Raw genomic sequence first — 23,913 nt, 5'->3', positions numbered from 1 at the left:
CATTTTTCTCCGCAACCTTCGTACTAGGTCCAACAGTCCAATCCCCGATTTGCCAGAAACCAAACCGGGTTTGGCCGACTCATTTCGAATCCATCTCCCTCAAGCGAGATCGGGAAATTGCAGGTTCGATCTTTGGCGCCCTTTGCCCTGATCCTGCGCCACGGCGGCGCTGGCCATCAGGGCCAGTAAAGCAGCGGATAACATAACGCGCACCACGTGACTATCAGCCTAAAGCACTGAAGCGTATCGCGCTGCATCTAGTTTCGCGGGCAGGTGTGTGACCGCCGCCAGTCTGGCGATCACTGAATATGGCTGACCGACCACTGGTCAAAGCCGGCCGGGATGCAAACCCGCCAGACGTGGCCGACGCCACTCTCTACGTCGATCTCGACGACGTTATAGTGATACTCGCCATTTTCGACGAAGTGCAGGCCCACGATCCAGATTGCCCCAAACAGAATAGGCTGCGGGAGGGCCTTGGCCACGCGGTTTGGCCACCACTCTGACGAGTTGCCCGCATTCAGGAAGACGATCAGCGTCTTACCGCGCGCATATTCTTCGCCGCCCTTTTGTTGCTTGTCGCGAATGGCTTGTAGCACTCGGGTTTCAATATCCCGCTCGTCGTTGTCGTTCTTGGGCACCATCACGTGTTCGGTCGGCCAGCTTTCCCCGGTGATGGCATCCAACAGTACACCATCGCCGCCGATTTCCTCGGCGACGGTGGCGAACGTGAGCTGTTCCTTGCCCGCGATCGAATTGAACACTGCGCAAATGAGCCAGTTGGCCAGGCCTTCGCGCGACAGCAGCCCGTGCATGGCTTTGAACGGGCGGCCGGTTTCCAGATGCTTGCCGTTGCGAATGAACGGTTCAAGCTCCTTCAGCGCGATCTTGAGCGATTTGAATTGCTTGCTGGCGTGCTTCATGCGGGCAGTATAGGCGCCTCGGGGATAAAAGATAATCTGGCGCTTGCATCGCCAGCCAACGCCAGATGTAGTGATTGTGACCGCGCCGAATCGCCGCTCATATGGTGCGTGGCCCGCATCGTTCACATGCCGCTCTTCGGGCGGCGACGAAAAGCCCAGGTCAAGGCCATGCATGACGCGCTGGACCTCGCCCATCGCTGGCTTGAGTAGTCGGAAGCCGCGCGGTCTGTGGGAAATGCCAAGCTGGCCGAGGCCGACGCCTTGCTGTGCGATGCGTGGTCGAACTTCATGTTCTGGAATCAGAAGCCAAGCGTGTCGCCGACCATCGGGCAGGCCGACGTCCCTTCTTGTGGACGAAGTGCCATCGCTGCAATGCCGAACCGAAGATCGATTTGCGCGAGTTGGTACGGCCGCCGGACACGCCCGTACCTAACCTCGAACCCGCGCTGTTCTGTATCAAGTGCAGTGGGGCAGGGCGCTACCGTGCCCGCGCCCACATCCTCGGCCTGATGCCCGATCCCGATGACCCCGAGGATGGCATCGTGCAAGGACGATCGCCAACCAATCCGGGATAACCATTGCCCTATTGTGGTCGGTCTACCCTCAGTTGCGGGATTGCGCTATGGGGAGTGAGGATGTGGAGGATCAATGTCGACCGTCGATCAAGGTGCCGAGCTGACCGAGGGCCAGGCTTTTGAAGCAATCCGGCAATGGTCGGAAGACCGGCCGGCGTGGCAACGTGACGCCCTATGGCGCATTATTGTCAACGGCGCACTGTCAGAAAAGGACCTCGACGAACTCACGGCGATTTGCTGCGACCCTGCTGCAAAAGGTAATCCGCTCACAAAGAGCCATCTGAAGCAGCCAGCGGTGCTCGGCGAACCGATCTCCTTGCACCGTGTGACACAGGCTAAGGGCATCAATGCCTTGCCTGACGACCAGGAGCTTGAATTTGCGCCGAAGGGATTGACGATCATCTATGGCGACAATGGCTCCGGCAAATCAGGTTACGTGCGCATCCTGAAGAATGCCTGCCGTACCCGTGACGGACACACAAACATTCGCCGTAACGTGGAAGACACCACCAACATCCCGCAGTCGGCCACGATCGGCTTCATGCGCGGGGCTGTGCAGGACACGTTTGCCTGGACACCGCAAGCAACCACGCACGCCGAACTTCCTTCCGTCAGTATCTTCGATACGCGCAGCGCCAATATCCATGTCGAGAAAACCAACGCTGTGGCCTACATCCCGGCGCCGATGCAGGTCATGGAAGCCCTGGCTGCCGCCTGTGATGCGGTCAAGCTGCGAATCGACGCTCAAATCAGCAAGTTGCAAGCCCAGACGCCCCACGTCATTCGGTCGCCAGCGCTTTCGGCTGATACCGCCGCGGGCGCCTTCCTTCATCGGCTTTCCGCGAAGTCGAACCTGACGCAGCTTGAATTGCTATCGACCGTTTCGAGCGAAGAGGCGAAGCGCCTCACTGAATTGGAAGCCGATCTCGCGCAAGACCCCAAGAAAGTCGTGACCCGGCTGACGGCCCAACGGACCAAACTGCAGAACATCCGCGCGCAGCTTACCAAACTGACCGCTCTGGCCACCGATGATACATTTAAGAAGCGGGACGTGTTACAAGCAGACTTCGCGAAAAAGAGCGAGGCGGCTAATCCCGCTTCGATCTGGATGAGTCCGGCAAGCATGTTGGTGCCCCGAGAACTGTTGCCCTCGAGACTTCTGAACAACGGAAGCCAACGACCAAGGTTGGAGCATAGAGCGTCTCCGATGGAGCGCAAATTGCCGGCGCCTGCTATCCACGCGCGCAGGCGCTCGGCGTCGGCGACGTCCAGCGAATCCGATGTCTCGGCATCGACCTCCTCGCGTCTTGCATCGATCTCCGCGAATGTACGTAGAGACTCTACCAGAGTGTCCGCCGTGCCTCGATCAGGATTGAAAAGCTTGAGCACCGAGAGGGCGCTGCCTTCGAATTTGGCCGGTAACCAGAATCTTGCCAACGGTCCGCAATTTTCTTCGAGCGTGACGACATCTGCGGGGTGAAGGTCCGTGAGCAACGGGCGGTTCAACGGAAGGTCTATCGGCTTGGGTTGGGCTGCTTCGATGGCCAGGAGTTCGCCGAGCAGCGTGCGATAGGTCAGTCCTGTCTTTGGGTCCACCGCATGTAGAGCCGTCTGTTGCCGATCGAGATCCGCTTCCAGCGATTCGATGCGCGCCGCCAACCTTTCACGATCCCGCTTCCAGGCCGGAGCGCCTCCGCGGGGCTGGCTGTGCAAATGCTCAACCTGCTCGCGTACCGATCCTATGATGGCCCCCCGATCGCGATTGACGTCGGTGATCATCACGAAGCGGTTTCCCAGTCGTTCCTTCTCCAGACGCTTCCTGACGACCTCGAGCGCAGCTTGCTTCTGGCAGACAACCAACAGTGACTTGCCCATGCCAATCGCGTCGGCGACCATGTTGACGATCGTCTGGCTCTTGCCGGTTCCGGGCGGGCCTTCGACGACAAGGCCCGGCGCCTGGCGAGCCTCCATGACGGCCGCCTCCTGCGATGGGTCGCTGTCCGCTGTGAAAAACCGTTCGATCTCTCGTGCGGAGACCGGACCATCGCTTTCAGGCTTGTGATCGGAAAGCCGAAGTGCGGCTTCGAGTGCGGTCGAACTTGGAGGTAGACCCCGCAAAAATTCGAGGTCCTTCATCACCGCTTGACCCATGAAGGCAAGATGAAACAGAACGGCGGACGGAATGATCTGTCGCTCTTGGGCGCCGACTTTAACGTCCTTACCGGGCAGGGCAGATAGCGTATTGCCCACGGCCGTTGCGAGTTGTCCGAATGCGTCCATCACGTCCAACGCAGAGAAGGTCGCACGAGCAAGAAGTTCTTGTGCGGCTTCCTGCCATCTCTTGGCCTCCTGAATGCCGACCATTCCTTCAAGGGCAGGATTGACAACGACGTATTCGGCTTCGACGTCGGCGCTCTTCTCGCGCCCATATCCCAGCGTCACGTGTCCCCGATTGCCGACCTCGGGAAGCACGCGCGCCGGCCACAGGAGCACGGGAGCGATGCGGGGCTTTGCGTTTGGCCTGCCGTCGCGCATCAATAGAAACGGGAAGGCCATATAGAGGCCGTCGATGCCGGTATCGCGCCTGTACAGCAACGCATGGGAATGCAGCGAACGGAGCCTCCGTTCCAATCCATCGTTTTCGGAGAACGCCGCTGGATCAATGTTGACCGTCCGGGTCCCGCGCGAAAGGAGATGCTCGAGGATCTCCGCCGCCGGCACCCTCGACGTATCGAGCTCGGTCAGATCAACCCGCGCCGTTTTTCCTATAAGCATGCGGGTAAGCGGCCCGCGTAGTACGCCACCTGAGATTCGCTTTGCGAAGAAGTCCAATATCGTGGACACATATCCCTGCTTCGGCAGGGGCTTCCAGGATTCCGAAGCGACCGAAAGCAGCGCCAGTGCGCGCGCGATCGGCATCCTGCGGTCCAGGCGAAACTGGTTCGCCCACTCGTCGACGGAGGACACGCCGCATCTTGCGAAGTTCTCTATGCGGTCGTCGATCATGCGGTAGATCTCGCGTCGAGGCCGCGCCAATAGTGTGGCGGCTGGATCGCGCGAAAATCCGGTCAATCCTGCCGTGGAAGCTTCCTTGGCGGCTTCGTCAACGACCTCGATGACGGATCGGAACTGGCCTGGCGATGCGCTGAGAAGGATAACGAGATCCTCCTCGGCTGACTGGCGCCGCTCGATCAGGGAAACCACGCCGGCATGGTCCGTGTCGGGAAGCAGTTTTCTCTTTTCCTCCCAGAGTGCGGCCAAGCGGGCCATGGATGTCGAAAGGAGGTGGACGCGAAGCGTTTCCTCGTCGACCCCGATTTCGAGTTGCTGGAGGCGATTCCGGACCGTTTCGGCCCGCAGCTTGAGACGCCAGAGCCAATCGTCCGGATCGACCTTCCGGATGAGATCCGGGGCCGGACCGGTTATCAGATTATATCCGTCGTCCGGATGGTCGAGGAGCCATCCGGGCGTGACGATGTTGCCCCTGACGATCAAGGGCATGGACGGGTTCAAGGTCTTCAGGGCGATCGACAACCGCAAGTCGTCGGTCAGGCCCTCTGCTCTGGCGAATTGACGAAGCGCGGAGGGAATTCTCGGCTCGAAACCGGCCTCGGACGCCCATGTCGCCACCGCGCCACGCAGTAGGAGATCTTTTGCCGCGTCCCAGTTGGCGGCTTCGGCCGCCGCCAGCGCAAAGGATCCCGGCGAGCGGTATTGCTTGCCTCCCAACGAAATTGCCGTGCGGCCATCGACATCCTCAAGGCGAGCGGCAGCTTTAGGCGCCGCGACGGGCGCACCGGCAAGCCAAGCCTGAACTTCCTTCCATTGCCACCGCTGCCGACGGTCGCGGGCAAGCAGGCCGCGAAGCAGCAGCTCGTTGGCGGCATTCAGATTCTCCGGAAGCGGAACGCCGTTGGTCAGGACGTCGATCAGGAAGGCTTGCTCGTTAATACCCTGGAAGCACGCGCCGCGTGTGACGCGCTCCAGAAGGATCATGCCCATACTCCACCAGTCGGAGGCTGGTGCGACACCGCCGGCAATTGCCTCGGGTGCCATGTAGCGCGTCGTCTCGAGCGGAGAGGCGATATCAAGGTCGAACTCCGAAAGGCGCGCTGAACCGAAGCCGGTGATAACGAGATCTAAGGGATCCGAGAGCGCAAAAGAATCGTCGAAGGACGTAGATCGCGGTGTCTCAGGCCCGCCTCGGACAGGGAGTGAAGCGCCTGACCAAGCTCGGTGACGAGGATCCGGATTGCCTCCGGTCCCTCCGAATCGGGCGGCAGATCGGCAAGCGTCCCCCCGGTAAATTCCTCGACCACTTCGTATGCGCGGTCGCACCATCGCCCGGTCGCGAAGATCGCGGGCACGTGATCGCCTGGAAGTTTGCGTAAGAGGTCGTAGATTGCGCCATCCGGCTCGGATCCCGTCGCATAAAGAGTAAGCACGCCCCTTAGGCCGTCTGACTCACGAACGGCCGCGAACCGCTCGCGGACGGTGCTCGATGAAATCATCCTCTCCTGCAGCCGCCAACCTTCTATAACGGTCTCGACAGATTCGGGATCCGTTTCGGGCGTCGGCGCGGGCTCCAGTGCCGGCGTCGGGTCTTCGGCTGGCCGCTCCTCGACTGGCTCGCCGCAAACGCTGCAAACGAGATCTCCGGGTGAGTTCTCGTGCCCGTTTCTGCAGGCGGGCCCGCCTACCGGTGTCGGCATCGGTTGAGGCTTCGGAGCCGGCATGCCGGGCAGCGCGATGTCGACCGCCGAAAGGTCCCACCCGCAGTTATGGGCGTCGACGGTACCTTCGCAGAAGATTTCCGTGAGAGGCCGTTCTGTGTTGCAGTTCGGGCAGAGCCTGATCATCGGACGGACATCCCGCCGCTCGACGGCCGCTTGTCGTCCGAAGTGCTCAGTCTCGCGCCAGCCTTCTCGAGCATTTCCCGCAAACGCCGAAAATCGTCCCGGCCAGGTATGCCCGCGAACCAGACGTCGCCGCGGTCATCGAACATGACGTCCAGGGTCCTTTCCACCTCGGTGATCGGCCGCTGGAAAGGTGCAAAGCGCTCGTGGCCCATTGCGGTAAGGAAGCGGAGCTCCTGGTTGTCGCTGCCGCGAAGGGCCAGCGTTTGGCTTTGGTTGACATCGAACGGGCCCGTAACGAGAGCGTCGATCAACCCGGACGACGCATCCACCGTTTCCCTGACTTTGGTCCACGGATGACCCGTAAATACGAGCACGTCCGCTTCGGTTAGCGATCGTAGCCTTCTCAGAAGATCGAGCAGGGCGACGGGCTGATCGAACGGCTCGCCGCCGGATATGGTGATGCCGTCGGCAGAGGGAAGCCACTGCGTAACGGCGTTGACGACCTCGTCGATGGTCGTGATTCCGCGGCCCGGCGCCCATGTGTCCATCGAGATGCAGCCGGGACAGCGGATCGAGCATCCTTGAAACCAGATGCCGATGCGCCGGCCCGGCCCCAAGGTCGTGACGGGAAAATGAATGCGCGACAAGGCGATGTTCGCGGTCATGAGACCGGCCCGCCCGTAAGCGTAACAGTCGTCGATGCGCCCGTGGTAATCTCCTTGATTTCGTAGCTGCGCTCAGTTTCCGCTCCGCCGTCGAAGAGAGCACGGGAAAGTGGATTGATGAGATGCGATTCGACCTGGTTCCGGATGCCCCGGCCGCCGTTCGAAAGATCGGCCAGGCACAAGCCGCGGAGCGTCGCTCTCGCTGCCTTGGAAAGCGAAACATCGTAACCCAGCGATCCGACATCGTTGAGCAGGGCGTCGACCATCTGATCGAAGATTGCGTCCGCGACTTCGGGACGGATGAAATCAAAGACGATTACGTTCTCTCCGATGCGGTTCAGTATCTCGGGTCGGTTAAGCACGGATTTAAAGTGCTTTTCGATTTCGCTTCGCACTTTTCGCTTCACGGTATCAAACGTCTCGTCGGGCGTGACGTTGGCGATACGTTCGCCGGACGGACCGGGTGTATAAATCCCCAGGTTGGACGTGAATACGATGAAAGTCTCGGAGAAGTAGACACGGTCGCCGCGGCCGGAGGTCAGGACGCCGTCGTCCAGCACTTGCAGAAATTTGTCGAGAATCCGTGGGTGCGCCTTTTCGATTTCGTCGAACAGAAGAACGCTGAACGGCTTCTCCCGGACGGCGTTGGTGAGTTCGCCCCCGACGTCGTATCCCACGTAGCCGGGGGGAGCGCCGATCAAGCGCTGATCGGAATGCTCCGCGCTGAATTCCGACATATCGAAGCGGATGTAAGCGCTATCGTCTCCGAACAGCAAACTGGTGATCGTCTTTGCGAGTTCCGTTTTTCCGACACCGGTCGGGCCGGCGAGGAACGCGACGCCCCTAGGCCGTCCGCCCCGCGGAGATTGTCCGATTCCAGTGACGGCGCGCTTGACTATATCGAGCATGTGGGTGACGGCATGCGCTTGGCCCTTTACCCGTCGCCTCACGAAGTCCTCCGCCGAACTGATCTTGTCTCGGCTGATCTTGCGCCAGGGATCTTCCGTGACGCCAACCTTGAAGCGCCGCACCGCGTCAGAGATCCGGTCGAATGCGACATTCTCGCTCCGCGCGAGCTGCACGACGGCGCTCAAATCGACAAGCAGAAGTCCTTCGGTTTCATCGACGAAGCCTTCGATTGACTTTCCGACTTCGGCCTCTGCTGCATTTTGAGCGCCTGGAAGACTTCGAATCAGGGAACGGACCAAGCTCCTTCGTGCCGTGTGGTCGGGTTTGCCGATAGGAATGTGTCGAACGCGCGGATTGCCGATGAGAAACCAGTCAGGCAGGTCGCCTTCCTTGTCGACAATCCAGATGACGGAATTGAAGAACGGCTGGCGGCGCTCGCCGGCAGGGCGGGCCCGCGCGGAATGCGAGAGGATCAATGCGCGGGAGAACAACTGATGCTCTGCCGGCGAAAGTGCCTCGTTGCGCGTGATCAGCCGTGAAGCGAAGTCGATAATGAGCACTGCAGGCGGGCCGTCAGCACCCACGAGCCGTTCGAGCGTTGCGGACAAGAGGTCAAGCCCGCCTGCGGCCGCGCCATTCGCCGGCGTCAGGCCAAGCTGACCCAAAAAACTGTCGTCGCCCGGCTCGAGAGCGCGGAAGCCGTTAAGCAGGTCGAAGCTGGCGATCCGCTGATATCCGGCGTCTTTCAACGCGTCCGGGAGCGCCCTTGCGAGCGGAACCGCTGTGATGGTTCCGGGGACCGGTTCATGGATCTGGAGGTCTCGCGTATTGCCAGAAAGGACGAACTGGCTCCGAAGAGGCAGGAAACGCTGTAAGTCCCTTACCCGACGACGTCGCCGATCGGACGGTTGAAGAGCATGCGCGCTGGCTTCTAGCGTACATGCTGGATTGGCACGGTCGTGAAAAGAAAGCCGTTTGGTGGGAATATTATCGGCTTCGCGATCTTTCCGCCGAGGACCTTCTCCACGAACGGGCGGGTCTCGCCGGACTAATTCTGCTTGAGCAGGCTGGTGGCACCGCCAAGGCGCCCATCCATCGCTACAAATTCGAGCTGCAGGATACCGATATCCGACCGGACGGCAAACTTCGGAGCATCGGAGGAGATCACTACGGAACTGTCGTCGCCATTTCACACGATGATCGGACGATCGATATCAAGAAGCGCGGCGACACGGCCGGCTTCCATGCTGAGGCGGTCTTTACCCATAAATCGTTTGACCACGATGAGCAGGCTGAGTCCCTCTTTCGGCTCGGAGAATACGTGGCCGCCAATGGGATGGAAGGCGAAGGGGATCATCGCGCCGCGCGCGATCTTTTGATGGCAAACGCGCCGCGACTTCGGGGACAAATGCCCCAACTCGATGGCGAGCCGACGCTGATTGCCGCTGTGCGGATCGCTCTCGATTTAGATCATAGCGTTTTTCCGGTCCAGGGCCCGCCGGGCGCGGGGAAAACATACACTGGCGCTCGCATGATCTGCGCACTCGCCCGTGACGGTAAGCGGATCGGTGTTACGGCGAACAGTCATAAAGTAATCCGCAACCTTCTCGGCGAAGTGATTGTCGCGGCGGCCAGCGAGGGCTTGCAGATCCAATGCGTTCAGAAGGTGACCGACAAGGAGGATGATCTTCCGACTCTGCAATTCGCGACGAAAAATGAAGTTGCTCTCGATGCGTTGGGTGGCAGCTGTGCGGTTGGTGGAGGTACCTCCTTCTTCTGGGCTCGGGCCGACGCGCGTCTTTGCGTCGACGTGCTGTTTATCGACGAAGCCGCGCAGATGTCACTAGCAGATGTGTTAGCGGTTTCTCAGGCGGCAAAAAGCATCGTGCTTCTTGGAGATCCTCGGCAACTAGAGCAACCGATCCAGGGAAGCCACCCCGACGGCATAGGCGTCTCGGCCTTGGATCATATCCTGGGACCTCATGCTACCGTTCCGCCCGATCGTGGTCTTTTTCTTGCCGAGACTTGGCGACTGCATCCCCTCATCTGCGCTTTCAATTCGGAGTTATTCTACGACGGCCGCTTGAAATCTCGGACGGGCCTGGAGCGCCAAGAGATAAAGTCAATCGGTAGACTGAAAGGTGCTGGCCTTCGATACCTTCCGATCGAGCACACGGGCAATCAGAGCTCCTCGCCGGAAGAGGCCGCTGCCATCCACGATCTTGTCTCTGCAATATTGGGAACTGGCACGACGTGGGTCGATCGACTCGGCGCCGAGTCCCCGATTGCACTCGAGGACTTCTTAATCATCGCTCCGTACAACGCACAGGTTTTCGAGCTCCAAGAGCGACTGCCAGGTGCGCGTATCGGGACCGTGGACAAGTTCCAAGGACAGGAAGCGCCCATAGTGATCTATTCGATGGCGACGTCAAGTCACTCCGACGCCCCGCGTGGTATGGAGTTTCTCTACAGCGCTAATCGCCTGAACGTTGCGACGTCGCGTGCGAAGTGTGTCTGCCTTGTCGTTGCATCGCCTAGATTATTCGAAGCGGAATGTCGGACGCCTCGCCAGATGCAGCTGGCTAATGCATTTTGCAGATACCTAGAGCTGGCGACGTCGGTTTGAATCTACCGACCTAATAGCTTTCGACCAAGCCGAACCATGGTCTCATCAGAGCGGCAGGTTGAATTGAGGCTCCGCCTGTACTTCGCCCTGTAGCGAAGAAACCGAGACACCTAAAAGCCGGACCGGCTTGGGGACCGGCATCTCGTTCTGCAGCAGAGCGACCGATAGGCGTTCGAGATCGCTGCGGCTCGAAATCGCGACGGGGACGGATTTGCTGCGCGTGATAATCTCGAAGTCGTTGAACTTCACCTTCAGCGTCACCGTGCGTCCCCGGTTGCCGGCGCCTTCGCAGTATCGCCAGACCTTGTCGATGAGCGGCTTGAGTTCAACGACCATGGCGTCGAAGTCGGTGAGGTCGGTGGAGAACGTGTTTTCGGCGCCGACGGATTTTCGGATCCGGTCGGCGCGGACCTCACGGTTGTCGACGCCCCGCGAGATCCAGTAGTAATAGCTTCCGGCCTTGCCGAAGTTTGCCTGCATGAATTCGAGCGACTGCCTGCGCATGTCGAGGCCGGTGTAGAGGCTGAGGGCGTTCATCTTGGTGCTGGTCGCCGGCCCGATGCCGTGAAACTTGCCGACGGGGAGGGCTTCGACGAACGCCGGCCCCATCTCCGGCGTGATGACGTACTGGCCGTTCGGCTTGCGGTAGTCGGAGGCGAGCTTGGCCAGAAACTTGTTGTAGGAGATGCCGGCCGAAGCGTTGAGGTTGGTTGCTTCCTTGATCTTCGCACGGATCGCGAACGCCACGTCCCGCGCTAGCGGAATGCCTTGCAGATTTTCGGTCACGTCGAGGTAGGCCTCGTCCAGCGATAGCGGCTCGATGATCGGTGTGTGCTCTGCGAAGATCTCACGAATCTGCTCGGAGACCGCTTTGTAGACCTCGAAGCGCGGCTTCACGAAGATCAAATCGGGGCATTGCCGTTTTGCCGTGACGGACGGCATGGCCGAGCGCACCCCAAACTTCCTGGCTTCATAGCTGGCTGCCGCTACGACGCCGCGCTCGCGGGATCCGCCGACGGCGACCGGCTTGCCGCGGAGATCTGGATTGTCACGCTGCTCAACGGACGCGTAGAAGGCGTCCATGTCGACGTGGATGATCTTGCGCTGGTGGCCCGGGGGAACTGAATGGTCGTCATCGTCCTGGACGGTCACATTGTCTGCCCGGCTGGGTCTTCCTTGACGCCGCGGGCGACGATTTTGAGCGACCCGTCCGAAAGCGGCCGTTGCAGCTTCAAGACCTCGTCCGGAGGAGCCGTCATCCAGGTTTCGAATTCGTCCGGCGTCGTCAAGATCACAGGCATTGCCTTGGGGTGGATGGTGCCGACCTCGGCGTTGGGCTCCGTCGTAAGGAACGCGTAGAGATCGTTGGTGGTCTCGCCTTCCTTGACCTTCCGAACGGAGGTCCAGTTAGTCCAGATGCGGGCGAAGCAGGCGAGGTGACGGGTCTCATCGAGCGCGAACCAGATGTCGCCGCCTTCGACCTTGTTGAATTCGCTGAAGGAGTTAAACGGCACCACGCAACGGTTCTCGACGCCGAGCCAACGCGTCCAGTGGTTGCTCTTTACATTGCGGATGTTGGTCGTGCCGCCGTCAGGCTCCATTCGAAGCAATTCCTTGAAGTCGACCGGCTTGCCCTTGGCTTGCAGCTTTTCGGTTCGTTTTTTGGTGGCGTCCATCAACGCTTTTGATGACGATGGCATGCCCCACCGCGCCGTGGCGAGTTCGCGGCCCCCGGGTCCGTTGCGCACGATTGGTGCCTTGTAATCGGGGAACACGCCGGGCATCGGCGCCAGATTGCCGACATACCGGTTGATCACCCGAAACAGCGCGATGATGGCGGCCTGGTTGGTGGTGATCGAGTAGAGATTGCACACGGGGTGTCTCGTCTGCTTTGGCGGCCGCACGAACGGCCTTTGAACGGCGTCGAAACCTATTTGCGCGAGCAGGTGGTGTCGCTGATCTTGTACCTGCCGCCGGAGAATCTGGGCCAGTCGCACGCGGTGCCGGACCTGGTCATCTGTTCCGCGATGTCGAACTTGTCGAGGAAGCACTGTGCCACAATGCGGTCCCGACTGGTAGGTCGGGACCGCCCGTCGCAGACGGTGCCATCACCCACTTGCAGGCAATGGACCGTCTTGCCCTCGATCATGTTCGACAACGCGCCGGCGGCCTGTCCGTAACCAGCTTGCCCGCGTTCGGGTGCGTCGATTCCGCAGATCCTCACGCGTACCTTGGCGCCATCGCCTTCCATGGTGAAGGTGTCTCCGTCCGACACGACTAGAACCTTTCCCAGGTAGTCCGCCGCTATCGCTGGCGAACAAACAAATGCGGCGACCATTGCGGCGAGTAATCTCATTTCGCTATCTACCGTTACCGCCACATTCCCCGCATGCGGGCGCCAATATCCACCTTGGGTCCTTGGCCGGGGGTGCGCGCCGCAGTACCGGCAGGCACAATCGGCCAGGAAGTCCGCTCGAACAGACCCAGCAGCTTTTCGGGAATGAAGCGCGTCCTGGAGGCATAGAGGTGGCGATCGCCCTGCGCATGTTGGCCGTGGACGAAGAACCGCTGCGGCACGACCAGATGAAGGTCGTCCTTCGCGCGGGTCATGGCAACGTAGAGCAGTCGACGTTCCTCCTCGATCTCGGCCGACGTGCCGGCACCGAGGTCAGAAGGCTTGCAGCCATCGACGACGTTGAGCAAATAGACCGACTTCCACTCCTGGCCCTTGGCGGAGTGAATCGTCGACAGGATCAGATAGTCCTCGTCGAGCAGCGGCACGCCGGCCTGGTCGCTGGTCGCGTCGGGCGGATCCAGGGTGAGCCCGGTCAGGAAGCGTTCGCGCGAAGGATATCCCGAGGCGATCTGCTCGAGCTGGATCAAGTCAGCCCGCCGGGTCTCGGCGTCTTCATGGATGCGGTCGAGATGCGGTTCGTACCAGAGGCGTGCACGCTCCAGATCGACGGGCCATTCCGAATATCGGAGATTGCCCAAGGTCTCGACGAAGGCCCTCCAGTCGTCGCCGGCACGCGGAGGCGTCGGTATGCTTGCGAGCGCCGCGATGGGGTCGGCGGCCTCCGTCATGCGGTCGAGCACGCGTTGCGCGGTTGCGGAACCGACGCCGGGCAGCAGATGCAGCAGACGGAAGCCAGCGACGCGGTCGCGCGGATTCTCGACGAACCGCAGCAAGGCCAGCATGTCCTTGATGTGGGCGGCGTCGAGAAACTTCAGTCCGCCGAACTTCACGAACGGGATGTTCCGGCGCGTGAGTTCGATCTCAAGCGGCCCGCTGTGGCTGGATGTCCGGAACAGAACGGCCTGCTCCTTGAGGAGCGTGCCGGACTCGCGGTTCTCCAGGATGTGTTCGACGATGAAGCGCGCCTGGTCGGCCTCGTCGCGGACGGTGACGAGTTGCGGCTTGGCTCCGGACGTTCGCTCGGTCCAGAGGTTCTTGGTAAAACGCTCCTTGGCGAGACCGATGACGCCGTTGGCGGCGGCGAGAACCGGTTGCGTCGAGCGATAGTTGCGGTCGAGCGTAATGATGCTCGCAGGCGGCGAGAATTGGTCTGGAAAATCCAGGATGTTGCGCACGGTCGCGGCGCGGAACGAGTAGATCGATTGGGCGTCGTCGCCGACGACGGTCAGGCCCCGGCCTCCGGGCTTCAGCGCCAGCAGGATCGAGGACTGCAGCCGGTTCGTGTCCTGATACTCGTCGACGAGGACGTGATCGAAACGGCCGCCGATGTCGTCCGCCAAGGTGGCGTCGCCGACCATCAGCGCCCAATAGAGCAGGAGGTCGTCGTAATCGAGAACGTTCTGCTTCTGCTTGGCTTCGACATAGGCCGCGAACAGTTCCTTCAGCTCGGCCGCCCACCCGGCGCACCATGGATACGACGCTCCAAGGACCTGCTCGATCGGTAGCTCGGCGTTGACGCAGCGCGAATAGATGGAGAGGCACGGGCCCTTGGTCGGAAAGCGGCTTTCGGTTTTCGAGAAGCCCTTCTCGTGTCTGACCAGGTTCATGAGGTCCGCGGAGTCTTCGCGGTCGTGAATCGTAAAGGCGGGGTCGAGGCCGATCTGTTCGGCGTATTCGCGCAGCAGCCGGGCGCCGATGCCGTGGTAAGTTCCGGCCCAGGTCAGCGCGTCGGTCATGACACTGGCGTCGCCCAACACCTTGCGTGCGATGCGTTCGACCCGTTTGGTCATCTCGGAGGCGGCGCGACGGGAAAACGTCATCAGCAGGATCCGGCGCGGGTCGGCGCCCTGAACGATCAGGTGGGCCACCCGATGGGCGAGGGTGTTGGTCTTTCCGGAACCTGCGCCGGCGATGACGAGCAGGGGCGGTGCCGCCAATCCTCCCTCGGCGCCGTGCTCCACGGCCCGCCGTTGCTCGGGATTGAGGGTTTCGAGGTAGGCGGTTGCCGTCTGCACCTTTGGCGTCCGTTCATGGTTGGAATCAACGACGGTCAATGATTCCTGCTTCGATCGCAACCTAGACCTCCGCTCGAGGGTGACGCGGCTGCCAACCAAGTTGGAGCAAGGTCGCGGAGGGGCGCCGCCCGGCCTTGGCGCATTTGCGGCAGCGCAGACGACTTGCAAGATCGTGCACGAAGGTGGTCGGCGGATGCTTGAGGGTTGCCAGATCGACATCGTTCGGGGTCTTGCACCGCGAACACTGGATTTCCAGCCACGGAAAGCCGCCGTTGATAGCCTGGTCAATTGTTGGCGAGGGGTCGATCGGCTCGCCATCGCTCCACATCCGCTCGTTCCAGCTTTCACAGAGCAACCTATCGGCCTGCTGAATCAGCGCAGCGCCCTTGGCTCGCATCTCTGCTGATTGCGCAGCCAGAATGCCGGTCATCGCGCGTGCTTTCCCCAATTCCTTCGTCAGTGCCTTTCGGTCTCCGCCTGACAGCGGCGTGGGGTGGTGTTTTGGCGCCATCCGCACATCCAAGCGCAGACCAAACTCGGGGTGCAGGCTAGGTTATGTCAAATCCCGGCCAGCACCCGTCTTCTTCGTGTCTTCCGGTGCGCTGCTGGCACGTGTTGTCGAGCAGTCGCTGTGCGACGTCGTTCCAGACCGCGTTGCCGCCATACAATCGGACTGCATTGGCGGTCTGGATTTCGACGGTCCGCTCGCAGCGACGGCAGGAAATGCGCAGCACGTGACGCTGAATCTCGCAAAGACGTCGCTGCCGCATCTCAGCCCCGGTCGCGCCGGCGCGAGGGTCTTTGAGAACCGATTCCCAGTATTCGGCCGGGAGGGGCGCATCCGGAGCCGCAGCGGAGGGGGCCGCCTGCGGACGGCTTCAGCGGCCAGCTTTTCCATCTGCTTTGGGGTCGGCATGCGCCAGCTCGCGGGTCGGTCGGTCACTCCGAATTAGAACATAAAGTGAACAAAAGTCGAGTCCGCCTAAGTGGTCGTTGAGAAAAAATCGTCCTGTTGGGAAGGTCGCGATGTCGGAACCAAGCTGGGTGGATCGTCTTGAATCCGGCATCAGTATTGGAGTTCCCCGCCATGGCCCCCCGCGCTAACTGGAAAGGCTTCCTGCGTCTTTCCCTCGTCACCTGTCCGGTAGCGCTCTATCCGGCCACGTCGGAATCCGAAAAGATCTCGTTCAACCAGCTCAACCGAAAGACCGGCCACCGGATCAAGTACGCCAAGGTGGACGCCGACACCGGCGAGGAGGTCGCCAACGAGGACATCGTCAAGGGCTACAAAGTCGACACCGACACCTTCATCGAAGTGACGAAGGAGGAGCTCGAGAACGTCGCGCTGGAATCGACCCGAACCATTGAGATCGACGAGTTTGTCGACCGCAGCGAGATCGACCCGAGGTATCTGATCCGTCCCTACTACTTGGTGCCGGACGGGAAAGTCGGCCACGACGCCTTCGCCGTCATCCGCGAAACCATCCGCGAGATGAACAAGGTCGCAATCGGTCGTGTGGTGCTGACCAATCGCGAGCACATCATCGCGCTGGAGCCGCTCGACAAGGGGCTGATGGGGACGCTGCTGCGCTATCCCTACGAAGTCCGTTCCGCGGATGAGTATTTCGACGAGATCCAGGACGTCAAAGTCACCAAGGACATGCTTGATCTCGCCAAGCACATCGTCAATCAGAAGGCGGGCCACTTCGAGCCGGACAAGTTCGAAGACCAGTACGAAACCGCCCTCATTGATCTCATCAACCAGAAGCGCGCCGGCAAACCCATCACCGCCAAAGAGCGCCCGCGCGGTGAGAACGTGGTCGACCTGATGGACGCGTTGCGCAAGAGCATCGGAAGAGACGCGTCGGCAGCGACAGAGGCGCCGAAGAAGCCAGCCAAGAAGGCGCGTAAGGCGGCGGCCGGGCAGAAGGAAATGTTGATGCCGATCGCCGGCAAGAAACCTGCGAAGGAGGCCGCGAAGAAGCCGGCGGCCAGACCGCAGCGGAAGTCGGCCTAGCGTGTCGTTAAGTCCAGTGACGCCAGACGGCCGTTACTTCGCCGTCAGCGGCAGGGAGCGATATGGCTGCGCTGAAAAAAACTTCCAGGAGATCAACCTTGAGCGCGGGCATTCTCGCCTACCGCAAGCGCGCTCGCGGGCTCGAGGTTCTGCTCGTTCATCCCGGCGGTCCGTTCTGGCGCAAGAAGGACAATGGCGCATGGTCCATTCCGAAGGGCGAAATCGATGCCGCGGATGCTCCAGAGCACGTCGCGCGGCGCGAGTTTGCCGAAGAACTCGGCCCGAGCGCTTCGATTGGTCCACTGCAGGCCCTGGGGGAGGTCCGACAGCGAGGAGGGAAGCGCGTTATCGCATTCGCCGGCGAGGGCCATTTTGACCCGGCGGCACTGACCAGCAATACGTTCGATATCGAATGGCCGCCCCGAAGCGGTCGACGGCAGAGATTTCCCGAAGTCGACCGCGCGGAATGGTTCAATATCGAGTTCGCGCGGACGAAGATGCTGTCCGGGCAGGTAGAGCTTCTCGATCGTCTTTTGGCGATCGCGGTTGAGAGCGCCGGGAAATGATGTTCAGGATTGGAATCATTTCGGACACGCACGGCCTGTTGAGGCCCGAGGCGGAACGAGGCCTCACGGGCGTCGATCACATCATCCATGCCGGCGACATCGGGCGTCCCGAGATCGTCGACGCGCTTCGCCGGATCGCCCCTGTCACCGCCATCCGTGGAAACGTGGACAGTGGCGAGTGGGCCCGCGAATACCCCGACACGAAGCTCGTGCGCTTGGCGGGACAGTCAATCTACGTTCTGCACGACCTGAAGACGCTGAAGGCCTATCCCGGCGCCGGCATCGACGTCATCGTCTCCGGGCATTCCCACGTGCCGAAGATCGACACGGTCGGTGGCGTTCTCTACCTGAATCCCGGCAGCGCGGGACGCCGGCGCTTCAAGCTGCCGATCACGCTTGCGACGCTCGAAGTCACGCGTGAGGGCATGCGAGCGGAAATCCACGACCTTGGAGGCGACTGAGCGCACCACCGCGCAGAGATTCACAGCGAAGGAGACGAATGCGTTAATGCGTTCCGTTTGCCGGTTACGCCCGAAGGGAAGCGCTATTTGCGCGGACGTTCTCGCTCGCGCACGACATCCTTCGCCCGCTTGTCGGACCTGAGCCCGAGGTAGACGGGCTGGCGCAGTTCGCCCTTACTCGTCCACTCCGCGAATTTGACCTCGGCCACCAACGAGGGCCTGACCCAGGTCGTGGCGGCCTCGTCCTTCACTTTGGCAGGGAAGGGTGATTTAGGGGTCGTCAGCTTCACGAGCTTGGCATGGAGGTCTTCCAGGACCTTGTGGCTGAAGCCAGTGCCGACATGTCCGATGTAGCGCCATGCATCGTCTTCCCGCACGGCGAGGACCAGGGCGCCGAAGAACGGCCTACTACGCCTGGGCGCCGAGAAGCCGGCGATCACCACTTCCTGCCGCTTTGCCGTCTTGATCTTCAGCCAATCCGGCGTCCGGCTTCCGGACACATACGCGCTGTCGGCGCGCTTCGCCATGACGCCTTCCAGACCCTTCCGCTCGGCTTCGGCGAAAAATTTCGTGCCGTTCGCTTTGCGGTGGCGGCTGAAGGCGATCAGCCGGTGGCGCGGCAGGATCGCTTTCAGCCGCTCCTTGCGCTCGAGAAGAGGCAGTTTGCGTAAGTCCGCTGCGTTCTCGAACATGAGATCGAAGGCACAATACAGCAGCTTCGCTTCATGGCGCAGCGCGTTTTGAAGCAGCTGGAAATGCGAGACGCCGTCCTTTCCGATCGCGACGAGCTCGCCGTCGATCACCGCGTCGCCCTTCACGCCCTCCAGCGCTTTGGCGACCTCGATATAGCTGCGGCTGATGATCTTGCCAGTGCGGCTGTAGAGCGCAACCTTGCCCCGCCGGATTTCCGCGATCATCCGGAAGCCATCGTACTTGTCCTCGAAAACCCAGCCGGGGTCGTCGAAGGGCGCGTCGGTGAGCGTAGCGAGCATCGGCTGTAAGCGCTTGGGCAGGGTCGACGTCCGGCTCATTCAAAGGCCAATCCTTCAGAGCGCGTTGCGTAATGCATGGACGTCCTTCAAGAATGAGGGAACGCTCAAAGCCATGGCATGTTCCGTCAGACGCCGCGACCAATCCCAGAGTGCGCGACGTTGACTATCGAACGGGAAGGGCTGATCAGACCGATGGCCAGAAAACTCAAGACCTACCAGACTTCGCTAGGTTTCTTCGATCTGGCGATCGCCACTCCCTCCATGAAAGCGGCTCTGGAAGCGTGGGGCGCAGACAGCAATCTCTTCCACCAAGGCGCTGCGAAGGAGAGCCACGATCCGGAAATCATCGCCGCGACCATGGCAAAGCCCGGCGTCGTTCTCAGGCGCCCGGTCGGATCCGACCGACCTTTCAGCGAGCATGCTGAACTGCCCACCAATCTTGGTGGCGGCGGATCAACGAAAGCCGCCCGCAAGTCGAAAGGCCCAAAGGCGAAGAAGCCTTCCTCTCGCCCTGTCGACGAGGCTGCGGAGCGAAAGGCCGCTCTCGCCTACGAACGGGAACAGAAGCGCCGCGATGTTGAACGGGCGAAGGAAGAGGCCGCCAGGCAGAAGGAGCGTGAACGCCGTCAGGCGGTCGACAAGGCGCAGGCTGCGTTGGACAAGGCCGAGCAGGAGCACGCGAAGCGCGCCGCCGCCATCCAGGCGGAGGTCGAGGCTCTCGAGAAGAGCTCGCAGGCCGAAAAAGCCCGCTGGGATAAGGAGAAGGAGCGATTGGAAGCCGCGCTGCGCCGCGCGCGGGGTTAGTTTCTGTCATGCGCGGCGCCGGTCCTTCTGATCAGCAGGGCATTCTGGGCAGGTATCACCGATCGAGTTCAGCACGTCGCGAACCTCGGCCGCCGCTGCATCAGGGGTGACCCCTGCTGGCGGGTCTTCACGGGCGATATCGATCGCTCGCTCCCAGGCATGCGGATCGGCGCGGTCCTGCATCCAACCGTGCTCCTCGCACTCGCGGATGGCGCCGGCTTCCTGGAGCACGTCAATCGCCCATCCGCGGCATTGTCCGTATCGCCGGCCTTCGTTCACGTGTCATCAGCATAGAAATGGCTCCTGAACGGCGAATCGTTTTGTCCGTCATTCGTTCCGGCCGATAACACATGGCTGGGATTCGCAACGGCGGGAGCTCAAGGTTTGGAGTGCTACCGCCCGCGAACCTGCGAGGAAATCCAAAGCCCCCAGCTAGCGCTTCATTTCCGTTTGTGCGCGTCCGGCAAGTGCCGGACCGGGCTCTCGTGAACCGAGCCGCGTAGCGTCTCGGCCGTGCGGCTTCGATCCCTCGCGCAAGAGCTGCGGAGCTCCTCGCCGGGGGCACTCGGGAAAGGGGCCCGCCGTCATGAAGGATGCCGGCGTCGCTATCACTGCCCCGTTCCCGGGTGCCCTCTTAACCGGTCTCGTCGCTGCACTCGGTCCCGCGTGCCGCCCTCGGCGTCGCTATGCTCACGCTCCTGCGGGTGCCATTTTCCGTTGAGGCGATGCGCCCCTGGCCCACGCTTGGTCGGGGCCTTCGGCCCTAGGCACATCAAGCAGGGCCAACCGAGCTCTTGTAAGCCGACCCACGTGGCGTCTCGGTCACACCGGCGTCAACCCTCGCGCAAGAGGCTGAGAGTAAGAGTGCCGCGCGGGTTTGCCGTGACGGGTTGAAGGCTGCGAGAGAGGCTCGCGGCGCCCGTCGCGGAGATCCGCGATGTCAAACCATACTGCTCGCGCGCGCGCCGGTCAGGACCGAGCGACCTTATATGACGAAATTACCGACAGGATTATTGCCGAGCTTGAGGCTGGCCGGGTGCCCTGGGTCCAGCCCTGGGGTACGGCCGCGGCCAAAGCGCCGCTGGCCATGCCGAAAAACGGGTCGACTGACCGGCAATACAGTGGCGTAAACATCCTGATCCTTTGGGGAGCCGCGATCGAACGGGGATTTACCGGCCAAAGTTGGCTCACTTTTCGCCAGGCGCTCTCCCTTGGAGGTCACGTCCGCAAAGGTGAACGCGGTACCACCGTCGTTTACGCCGACCGGTTCGTGCCCACCGACGAAAGACGACGCGCCGCAGAGACCGGCGAAGAAGCACAGGCGATTCCATTCCTCAAGCGATTTACCGTTTTCAACACCGACCAGTGTGAAGAACTGCCCGACGAGATTGCCACCGCTGCGCCGCCACCGCCGCCGGGCTTGATCGAACCCACAGTCGAAGCCCTGATCAAGGCCAGCGGAATTCCATTTCGGATTGGTGGAGATCGCGCATTCTATGCAACAGCCGAAGATTATGTACAGGTCCCGCCGCCGCAGGCCTATTTCGAACCGATCAACTGGCACCGCACGGCGCTGCATGAATTGGGTCATGCGACCGGACATCGCTCGCGTCTCAACCGTGACCAGGGCGGAGCCCACGGTACGAGAAAATACGCCTTCGAGGAGCTGGTAGCTGAACTCAGTGCCGCGTTCAGCTGCGCGTCGCTCGGGATCGTGCCGACCGTGCGCCATGCCGACTACATCGGCTCCTGGCTTGAAGTCCTGCGCGAAGACAATCGCGCCATCGTGCGCGCCGCCTCGCAGGCGAGCAAGGCCGCGGACTATTTGCTCGGCTTCGTTCCTGAACCCATCGTCTCCGGTTCGCTGGACTTGGTTGTCGCCGATCACCAGGCGGCGTGATGCTTCGCCTCCTGCGGCCGCGCGAGAGTGAGAGGAGGGGACGCTGTTCGCGACGGGTTGGAAGCCGAGAGAGAGTCTCGCGGCTACCCGTCGTGGAGAGCAAAAATGACGAAAGCCGTACAGAGGATCACGCTGTCGCCTTCCCGGGACATTCCCTTCAACAAGCTCGTGCTCAGCCAGTCGAACGTCCGCCGCGTGAAAGCCGGTGTCTCGATCGAGCAGCCAGCCGAAAGCATTGCGCAGCGTACTCTGCTGCAGAGCCTGAGTGTCCGGGCTGTCGTCGATGCAGAAGGTAACGAGACCGGCATATTCGAGGTGCCGGCGGGCGGCAGGCGCTATCGGGCTCTCGAGCTTCTGGTGAAACAGAAGCGCATGTCGAAGACGCAGGCGGTGCCGTGCGTCGTTCGTGAAGGCGGCATTGCCGAGGACGATTCGGTGGCGGAGAACGATGAGCGGGTCGGCCTGCATCCGCTTGATCAATTTCGGGCCTTCCAGACGCTCCGCGATCTCGGCATGACCGAGGAAGACATTGCTGCACGGCATTTCGTGAATCCAACGATCGTCAAGCAGCGGCTGCGTCTGGCGTCGGTCTCGCCGAAGCTGCACGAGGTCTATGCCGAAGACGGCATGACCCTCGAGCAACTCATGGCATTCTCGGTGACGGCCGATCACGCCCGCCAGGATCAAGTCTGGGAGAACGTCAGCCGATCCGGTTATGACGAGCCATACCTCTCATTTCTGTTTCGGACGATCAATGCGACGGTCGCCGGCTCCTTGACCTCGGAATTTGGCCTCGGCGCTGGCGACCTTGGCCTATTGACGTCTGTTTACTACCTGACTTTCGCGGCTGCCCAGATTCCGATCGGCGTCCTGTTGGATCGATATGGTCCGGGGCGGATCCAAAGTGCCGTGATGATTGCCGCAGCTCTCGGCGCGGCGCTGTTTGCCGTCTCGGACAATTTTTGGCTGCTCCTCGGCGGCCGAGCACTGATCGGCCTTGGTGTCGCCGCATCATTGACGGCCGGCTTGAAGGCCCTCGTGCTCTGGTTTCCCAGCGAACGTATCCCACTGCTCAACGGCCTGATGATTATGCTGGGAGCCCTGGGCGCGCTGACGGCAACTTTGCCTGCGGAATTTCTGCTGGTCTCGGCGGGCTGGCGAGCATTGTTTGTGCTACTCGCGATTGTCTCGGCCGGATGCGCTCTTGTCATCTATCTTGCTGTCCCAGAGGTGCCGACGCCTATATCGTTGGCGGGCGGACCAACACCTATTAGCCTGAAGGCAGTCTATGCCGACCCACGCTTCTGGCGCTTGGCTCCACTTTCGGCCACCTGTATCGGGACGGCATGGGCGTTGCAGGGACTGTGGGCGGCACCATGGCTTAGCGATGTCGAGGGTCTCGACCGGTCGGGACTACTCTGGCATTTGCTCATCATGGCTATCGCATTAAGTTTGGGCGGGCTTCTGTGGGGCATTGCGGTCGATCGGGCGCGCCGACGTGGGATTGGACCGCGGCCGCTGTTGGGTCTTGTCGCCGTGATGTTCATCGCGGCTCAGTTGGCATTGATCCTGCGATGGCCGCTCCCCTCGTATGTCCCGTGGATCGTCGTGGCGGCAGTCGGTGCTGGAACTGTCCTCAGTTACGCGATCCTGGCCGAGTATTTCCCAAAGGAGTTGGCGGGCAGGGCCAATGCGGCGCTGAACGTCTTCCACATCGGCGGCGCGTTTGTCGTGCAATATATGACAGGGTTATTGGTTCAGCTCTGGGCTCCCGCAAATGGGCATTATCCTGAGATAGCTTACCAGACTGCGTTTGCTTTCAACGTAGGGCTTCAGATCGTAGCTGGGGTGTGGTTTGCGCTAACTTGGATTCTGACGCGACGAGGCGAGGGGAATGAACTTGATGCATTCTCCCTCAAGCCGCTGCACGCATTCGAACTTGGGAGTAGGCGGCTTTTTCTGCAGGATCGCGAGAGCACGCGATAAGAGAACGGCGCCGCCGATCAGTCTGAGCCGCGTTGCCTTTGTATGACGTGCCGGCCGGGAACGACGGGAATGCGAGGACCGATGCGCTTAAGACATGACGGGACATCCTGAGCAGATCCGTTCTTAAGGGTAAAGCAGATTCCGCCTATTGGCCGTCGATGTCGCCTTCCTGCCCCATCGAGACATGGCGACCGACCCT

The 23,913-nt window shown here is 61.3% G+C and carries 20 protein-coding genes and 2 pseudogenes; 7 read left to right on the top strand and 15 right to left on the bottom strand.

Features of this window, described 5'->3' with window-relative positions:
- Positions 1 to 299: 299 nt before the first annotated feature.
- The 7 genes from GWE18_RS15730 to GWE18_RS15700 form a co-directional block, all read right to left on the bottom strand.
- The gene (locus tag GWE18_RS15730) at positions 300 to 1,118 is read right to left on the bottom strand and encodes a hypothetical protein (RefSeq protein ID WP_275186619.1); all 819 of its coding nucleotides are present in this window, start codon (positions 1,116 to 1,118) and stop codon (positions 300 to 302) included.
- A gap of 104 nt (positions 1,119 to 1,222) precedes the next feature.
- Positions 1,223 to 1,471: a hypothetical protein gene (locus GWE18_RS15725; protein ID WP_275186618.1), complete on the bottom strand. Its 249-nt coding sequence runs from the start codon at positions 1,469 to 1,471 to the stop codon at positions 1,223 to 1,225.
- A gap of 454 nt (positions 1,472 to 1,925) precedes the next feature.
- Complete coding sequence (locus tag GWE18_RS15720) at positions 1,926 to 2,330, bottom strand: hypothetical protein (RefSeq protein ID WP_275186617.1); 405 nt, start codon at positions 2,328 to 2,330, stop codon at positions 1,926 to 1,928.
- The gene (locus tag GWE18_RS15715; RefSeq protein WP_275186616.1) at positions 2,327 to 5,839 is read right to left on the bottom strand and encodes a DUF4011 domain-containing protein; all 3,513 of its coding nucleotides are present in this window, start codon (positions 5,837 to 5,839) and stop codon (positions 2,327 to 2,329) included. The genes GWE18_RS15720 and GWE18_RS15715 overlap by 4 nt, the downstream gene beginning before the upstream one ends.
- 514 nt (positions 5,840 to 6,353) lie before the next feature.
- On the bottom strand, positions 6,354 to 7,022 hold the full coding sequence (locus GWE18_RS15710; RefSeq protein WP_275186615.1) for a 4Fe-4S cluster-binding domain-containing protein: 669 nt from the start codon (positions 7,020 to 7,022) through the stop codon (positions 6,354 to 6,356).
- Entirely contained in the window at positions 7,019 to 9,124 is a 2,106-nt protein-coding gene (locus tag GWE18_RS15705) for an AAA family ATPase (RefSeq protein ID WP_275186614.1), read from the bottom strand. Before GWE18_RS15705 ends, GWE18_RS15710 begins: the two co-directional genes overlap by 4 nt.
- Entirely contained in the window at positions 9,121 to 9,288 is a 168-nt protein-coding gene (locus tag GWE18_RS15700; RefSeq protein WP_275186613.1) for a hypothetical protein, read from the bottom strand. Before GWE18_RS15700 ends, GWE18_RS15705 begins: the two co-directional genes overlap by 4 nt.
- Positions 9,289 to 9,339: 51 nt before the next feature.
- On the opposite strand from GWE18_RS15700, the gene GWE18_RS15695 reads away from it, so the two are divergent.
- Entirely contained in the window at positions 9,340 to 10,557 is a 1,218-nt protein-coding gene (locus GWE18_RS15695; protein ID WP_275186612.1) for an ATP-binding protein, read from the top strand.
- Positions 10,558 to 10,602: 45 nt separating this feature from the next.
- Here the strand turns inward: GWE18_RS15695 and dinB are convergent, their stop codons facing one another.
- The 6 genes and pseudogenes from dinB to GWE18_RS15665 all read right to left on the bottom strand — a co-directional run bounded on the left by dinB (position 10,603) and on the right by GWE18_RS15665 (position 15,904).
- A complete protein-coding gene (gene dinB / locus GWE18_RS15690) occupies positions 10,603 to 11,709 on the bottom strand; it encodes a DNA polymerase IV (protein ID WP_275186611.1) in 1,107 nt (368 codons plus the stop codon).
- Positions 11,706 to 12,431 (bottom strand): SOS response-associated peptidase family protein, encoded by a 726-nt coding sequence (locus GWE18_RS15685; RefSeq protein ID WP_275186610.1) that lies wholly within the window; start codon positions 12,429 to 12,431, stop codon positions 11,706 to 11,708. The genes dinB and GWE18_RS15685 overlap by 4 nt, the downstream gene beginning before the upstream one ends.
- 56 nt (positions 12,432 to 12,487) lie before the next feature.
- A complete protein-coding gene (locus GWE18_RS15680) occupies positions 12,488 to 12,913 on the bottom strand; it encodes a thermonuclease family protein (protein WP_275186609.1) in 426 nt (141 codons plus the stop codon).
- 14 nt (positions 12,914 to 12,927) lie between these two features.
- Positions 12,928 to 14,988 carry an ATP-dependent helicase gene (locus tag GWE18_RS15675; protein ID WP_275186791.1) on the bottom strand — a complete coding sequence of 687 codons (2,061 nt, stop codon included), beginning with the start codon at positions 14,986 to 14,988 and terminating at the stop codon, positions 12,928 to 12,930.
- Positions 14,989 to 15,049: 61 nt separating this feature from the next.
- Entirely contained in the window at positions 15,050 to 15,499 is a 450-nt protein-coding gene (locus tag GWE18_RS15670; RefSeq protein ID WP_275186608.1) for a hypothetical protein, read from the bottom strand.
- A gap of 37 nt (positions 15,500 to 15,536) precedes the next feature.
- Positions 15,537 to 15,904 (bottom strand): annotated as a pseudogene (locus tag GWE18_RS15665) (hypothetical protein).
- 171 nt (positions 15,905 to 16,075) lie between these two features.
- On the opposite strand from GWE18_RS15665, the gene GWE18_RS15660 reads away from it, so the two are divergent.
- The 3 genes from GWE18_RS15660 (at position 16,076) to GWE18_RS15650 (ending at position 18,032) form a co-directional block, all read left to right on the top strand.
- Complete coding sequence (locus tag GWE18_RS15660) at positions 16,076 to 17,005, top strand: Ku protein (protein ID WP_275186607.1); 930 nt, start codon at positions 16,076 to 16,078, stop codon at positions 17,003 to 17,005.
- Positions 17,006 to 17,067: 62 nt separating this feature from the next.
- Positions 17,068 to 17,571: an NUDIX domain-containing protein gene (locus GWE18_RS15655; protein ID WP_275186606.1), complete on the top strand. Its 504-nt coding sequence runs from the start codon at positions 17,068 to 17,070 to the stop codon at positions 17,569 to 17,571.
- Entirely contained in the window at positions 17,568 to 18,032 is a 465-nt protein-coding gene (locus tag GWE18_RS15650) for a metallophosphoesterase family protein (RefSeq protein ID WP_275186605.1), read from the top strand. The genes GWE18_RS15655 and GWE18_RS15650 overlap by 4 nt, the downstream gene beginning before the upstream one ends.
- 83 nt (positions 18,033 to 18,115) lie before the next feature.
- Here GWE18_RS15650 and ligD read toward each other — a convergent pair whose 3' ends face one another.
- The gene (ligD, locus tag GWE18_RS15645; protein ID WP_275186604.1) at positions 18,116 to 19,063 is read right to left on the bottom strand and encodes a non-homologous end-joining DNA ligase; all 948 of its coding nucleotides are present in this window, start codon (positions 19,061 to 19,063) and stop codon (positions 18,116 to 18,118) included.
- A gap of 153 nt (positions 19,064 to 19,216) precedes the next feature.
- Here ligD and GWE18_RS15640 point away from each other — a divergent pair, with 153 nt between their 5' ends.
- The gene (locus tag GWE18_RS15640) at positions 19,217 to 19,828 is read left to right on the top strand and encodes a cell envelope biogenesis protein TolA (protein WP_275186603.1); all 612 of its coding nucleotides are present in this window, start codon (positions 19,217 to 19,219) and stop codon (positions 19,826 to 19,828) included.
- 6 nt (positions 19,829 to 19,834) lie between these two features.
- Here GWE18_RS15640 and GWE18_RS15635 read toward each other — a convergent pair.
- A pseudogene (locus GWE18_RS15635) lies at positions 19,835 to 20,120 on the bottom strand (hypothetical protein).
- 645 nt (positions 20,121 to 20,765) lie between these two features.
- Between GWE18_RS15635 and GWE18_RS15630 the strand changes: the two are divergent.
- On the top strand, positions 20,766 to 21,728 hold the full coding sequence (locus tag GWE18_RS15630; RefSeq protein WP_275186602.1) for a zincin-like metallopeptidase domain-containing protein: 963 nt from the start codon (positions 20,766 to 20,768) through the stop codon (positions 21,726 to 21,728).
- 105 nt (positions 21,729 to 21,833) lie between these two features.
- Positions 21,834 to 23,714 (top strand): MFS transporter, encoded by a 1,881-nt coding sequence (locus tag GWE18_RS15625; RefSeq protein ID WP_275186601.1) that lies wholly within the window; start codon positions 21,834 to 21,836, stop codon positions 23,712 to 23,714.
- Positions 23,715 to 23,913: the final 199 nt, after the last annotated feature.

Source organism: Bradyrhizobium sp. CSA112, from assembly GCF_029051645.1.
Taxonomy (GTDB): Bacteria; Pseudomonadota; Alphaproteobacteria; order Rhizobiales; family Xanthobacteraceae; genus Bradyrhizobium.
This window is presented reverse-complemented; position numbering and strand designations above follow the sequence as displayed.

Bases quoted from the DNA above. Each gene is read 5' to 3' on its own strand.
- GWE18_RS15730 (WP_275186619.1), bottom strand. From the start codon at position 1,118: ATGGGCGAGGTCCAGCGCGTCATGCATGGCCTTGACCTGGGCTTTTCG.
- GWE18_RS15720 (WP_275186617.1), bottom strand. From the start codon at position 2,330: ATGAAGGAAGGCGCCCGCGGCGGTATCAGCCGAAAGCGCTGGCGACCG.
- GWE18_RS15715 (WP_275186616.1), bottom strand. From the start codon at position 5,839: ATGGTGCGACCGCGCATACGAAGTGGTCGAGGAATTTACCGGGGGGAC.
- GWE18_RS15710 (WP_275186615.1), bottom strand. From the start codon at position 7,022: ATGACCGCGAACATCGCCTTGTCGCGCATTCATTTTCCCGTCACGACC.
- GWE18_RS15700 (WP_275186613.1), bottom strand. From the start codon at position 9,288: ATGATCCCCTTCGCCTTCCATCCCATTGGCGGCCACGTATTCTCCGAG.
- GWE18_RS15695 (WP_275186612.1), top strand. From the start codon at position 9,340: ATGCCCCAACTCGATGGCGAGCCGACGCTGATTGCCGCTGTGCGGATC.
- GWE18_RS15680 (WP_275186609.1), bottom strand. From the start codon at position 12,913: ATGAGATTACTCGCCGCAATGGTCGCCGCATTTGTTTGTTCGCCAGCG.
- GWE18_RS15670 (WP_275186608.1), bottom strand. From the start codon at position 15,499: ATGGCGCCAAAACACCACCCCACGCCGCTGTCAGGCGGAGACCGAAAG.
- GWE18_RS15660 (WP_275186607.1), top strand. From the start codon at position 16,076: ATGGCCCCCCGCGCTAACTGGAAAGGCTTCCTGCGTCTTTCCCTCGTC.
- GWE18_RS15655 (WP_275186606.1), top strand. From the start codon at position 17,068: ATGGCTGCGCTGAAAAAAACTTCCAGGAGATCAACCTTGAGCGCGGGC.
- GWE18_RS15650 (WP_275186605.1), top strand. From the start codon at position 17,568: ATGATGTTCAGGATTGGAATCATTTCGGACACGCACGGCCTGTTGAGG.
- ligD (WP_275186604.1), bottom strand. From the start codon at position 19,063: ATGAGCCGGACGTCGACCCTGCCCAAGCGCTTACAGCCGATGCTCGCT.
- GWE18_RS15640 (WP_275186603.1), top strand. From the start codon at position 19,217: ATGGCCAGAAAACTCAAGACCTACCAGACTTCGCTAGGTTTCTTCGAT.
- GWE18_RS15630 (WP_275186602.1), top strand. From the start codon at position 20,766: ATGTCAAACCATACTGCTCGCGCGCGCGCCGGTCAGGACCGAGCGACC.
- GWE18_RS15625 (WP_275186601.1), top strand. From the start codon at position 21,834: ATGACGAAAGCCGTACAGAGGATCACGCTGTCGCCTTCCCGGGACATT.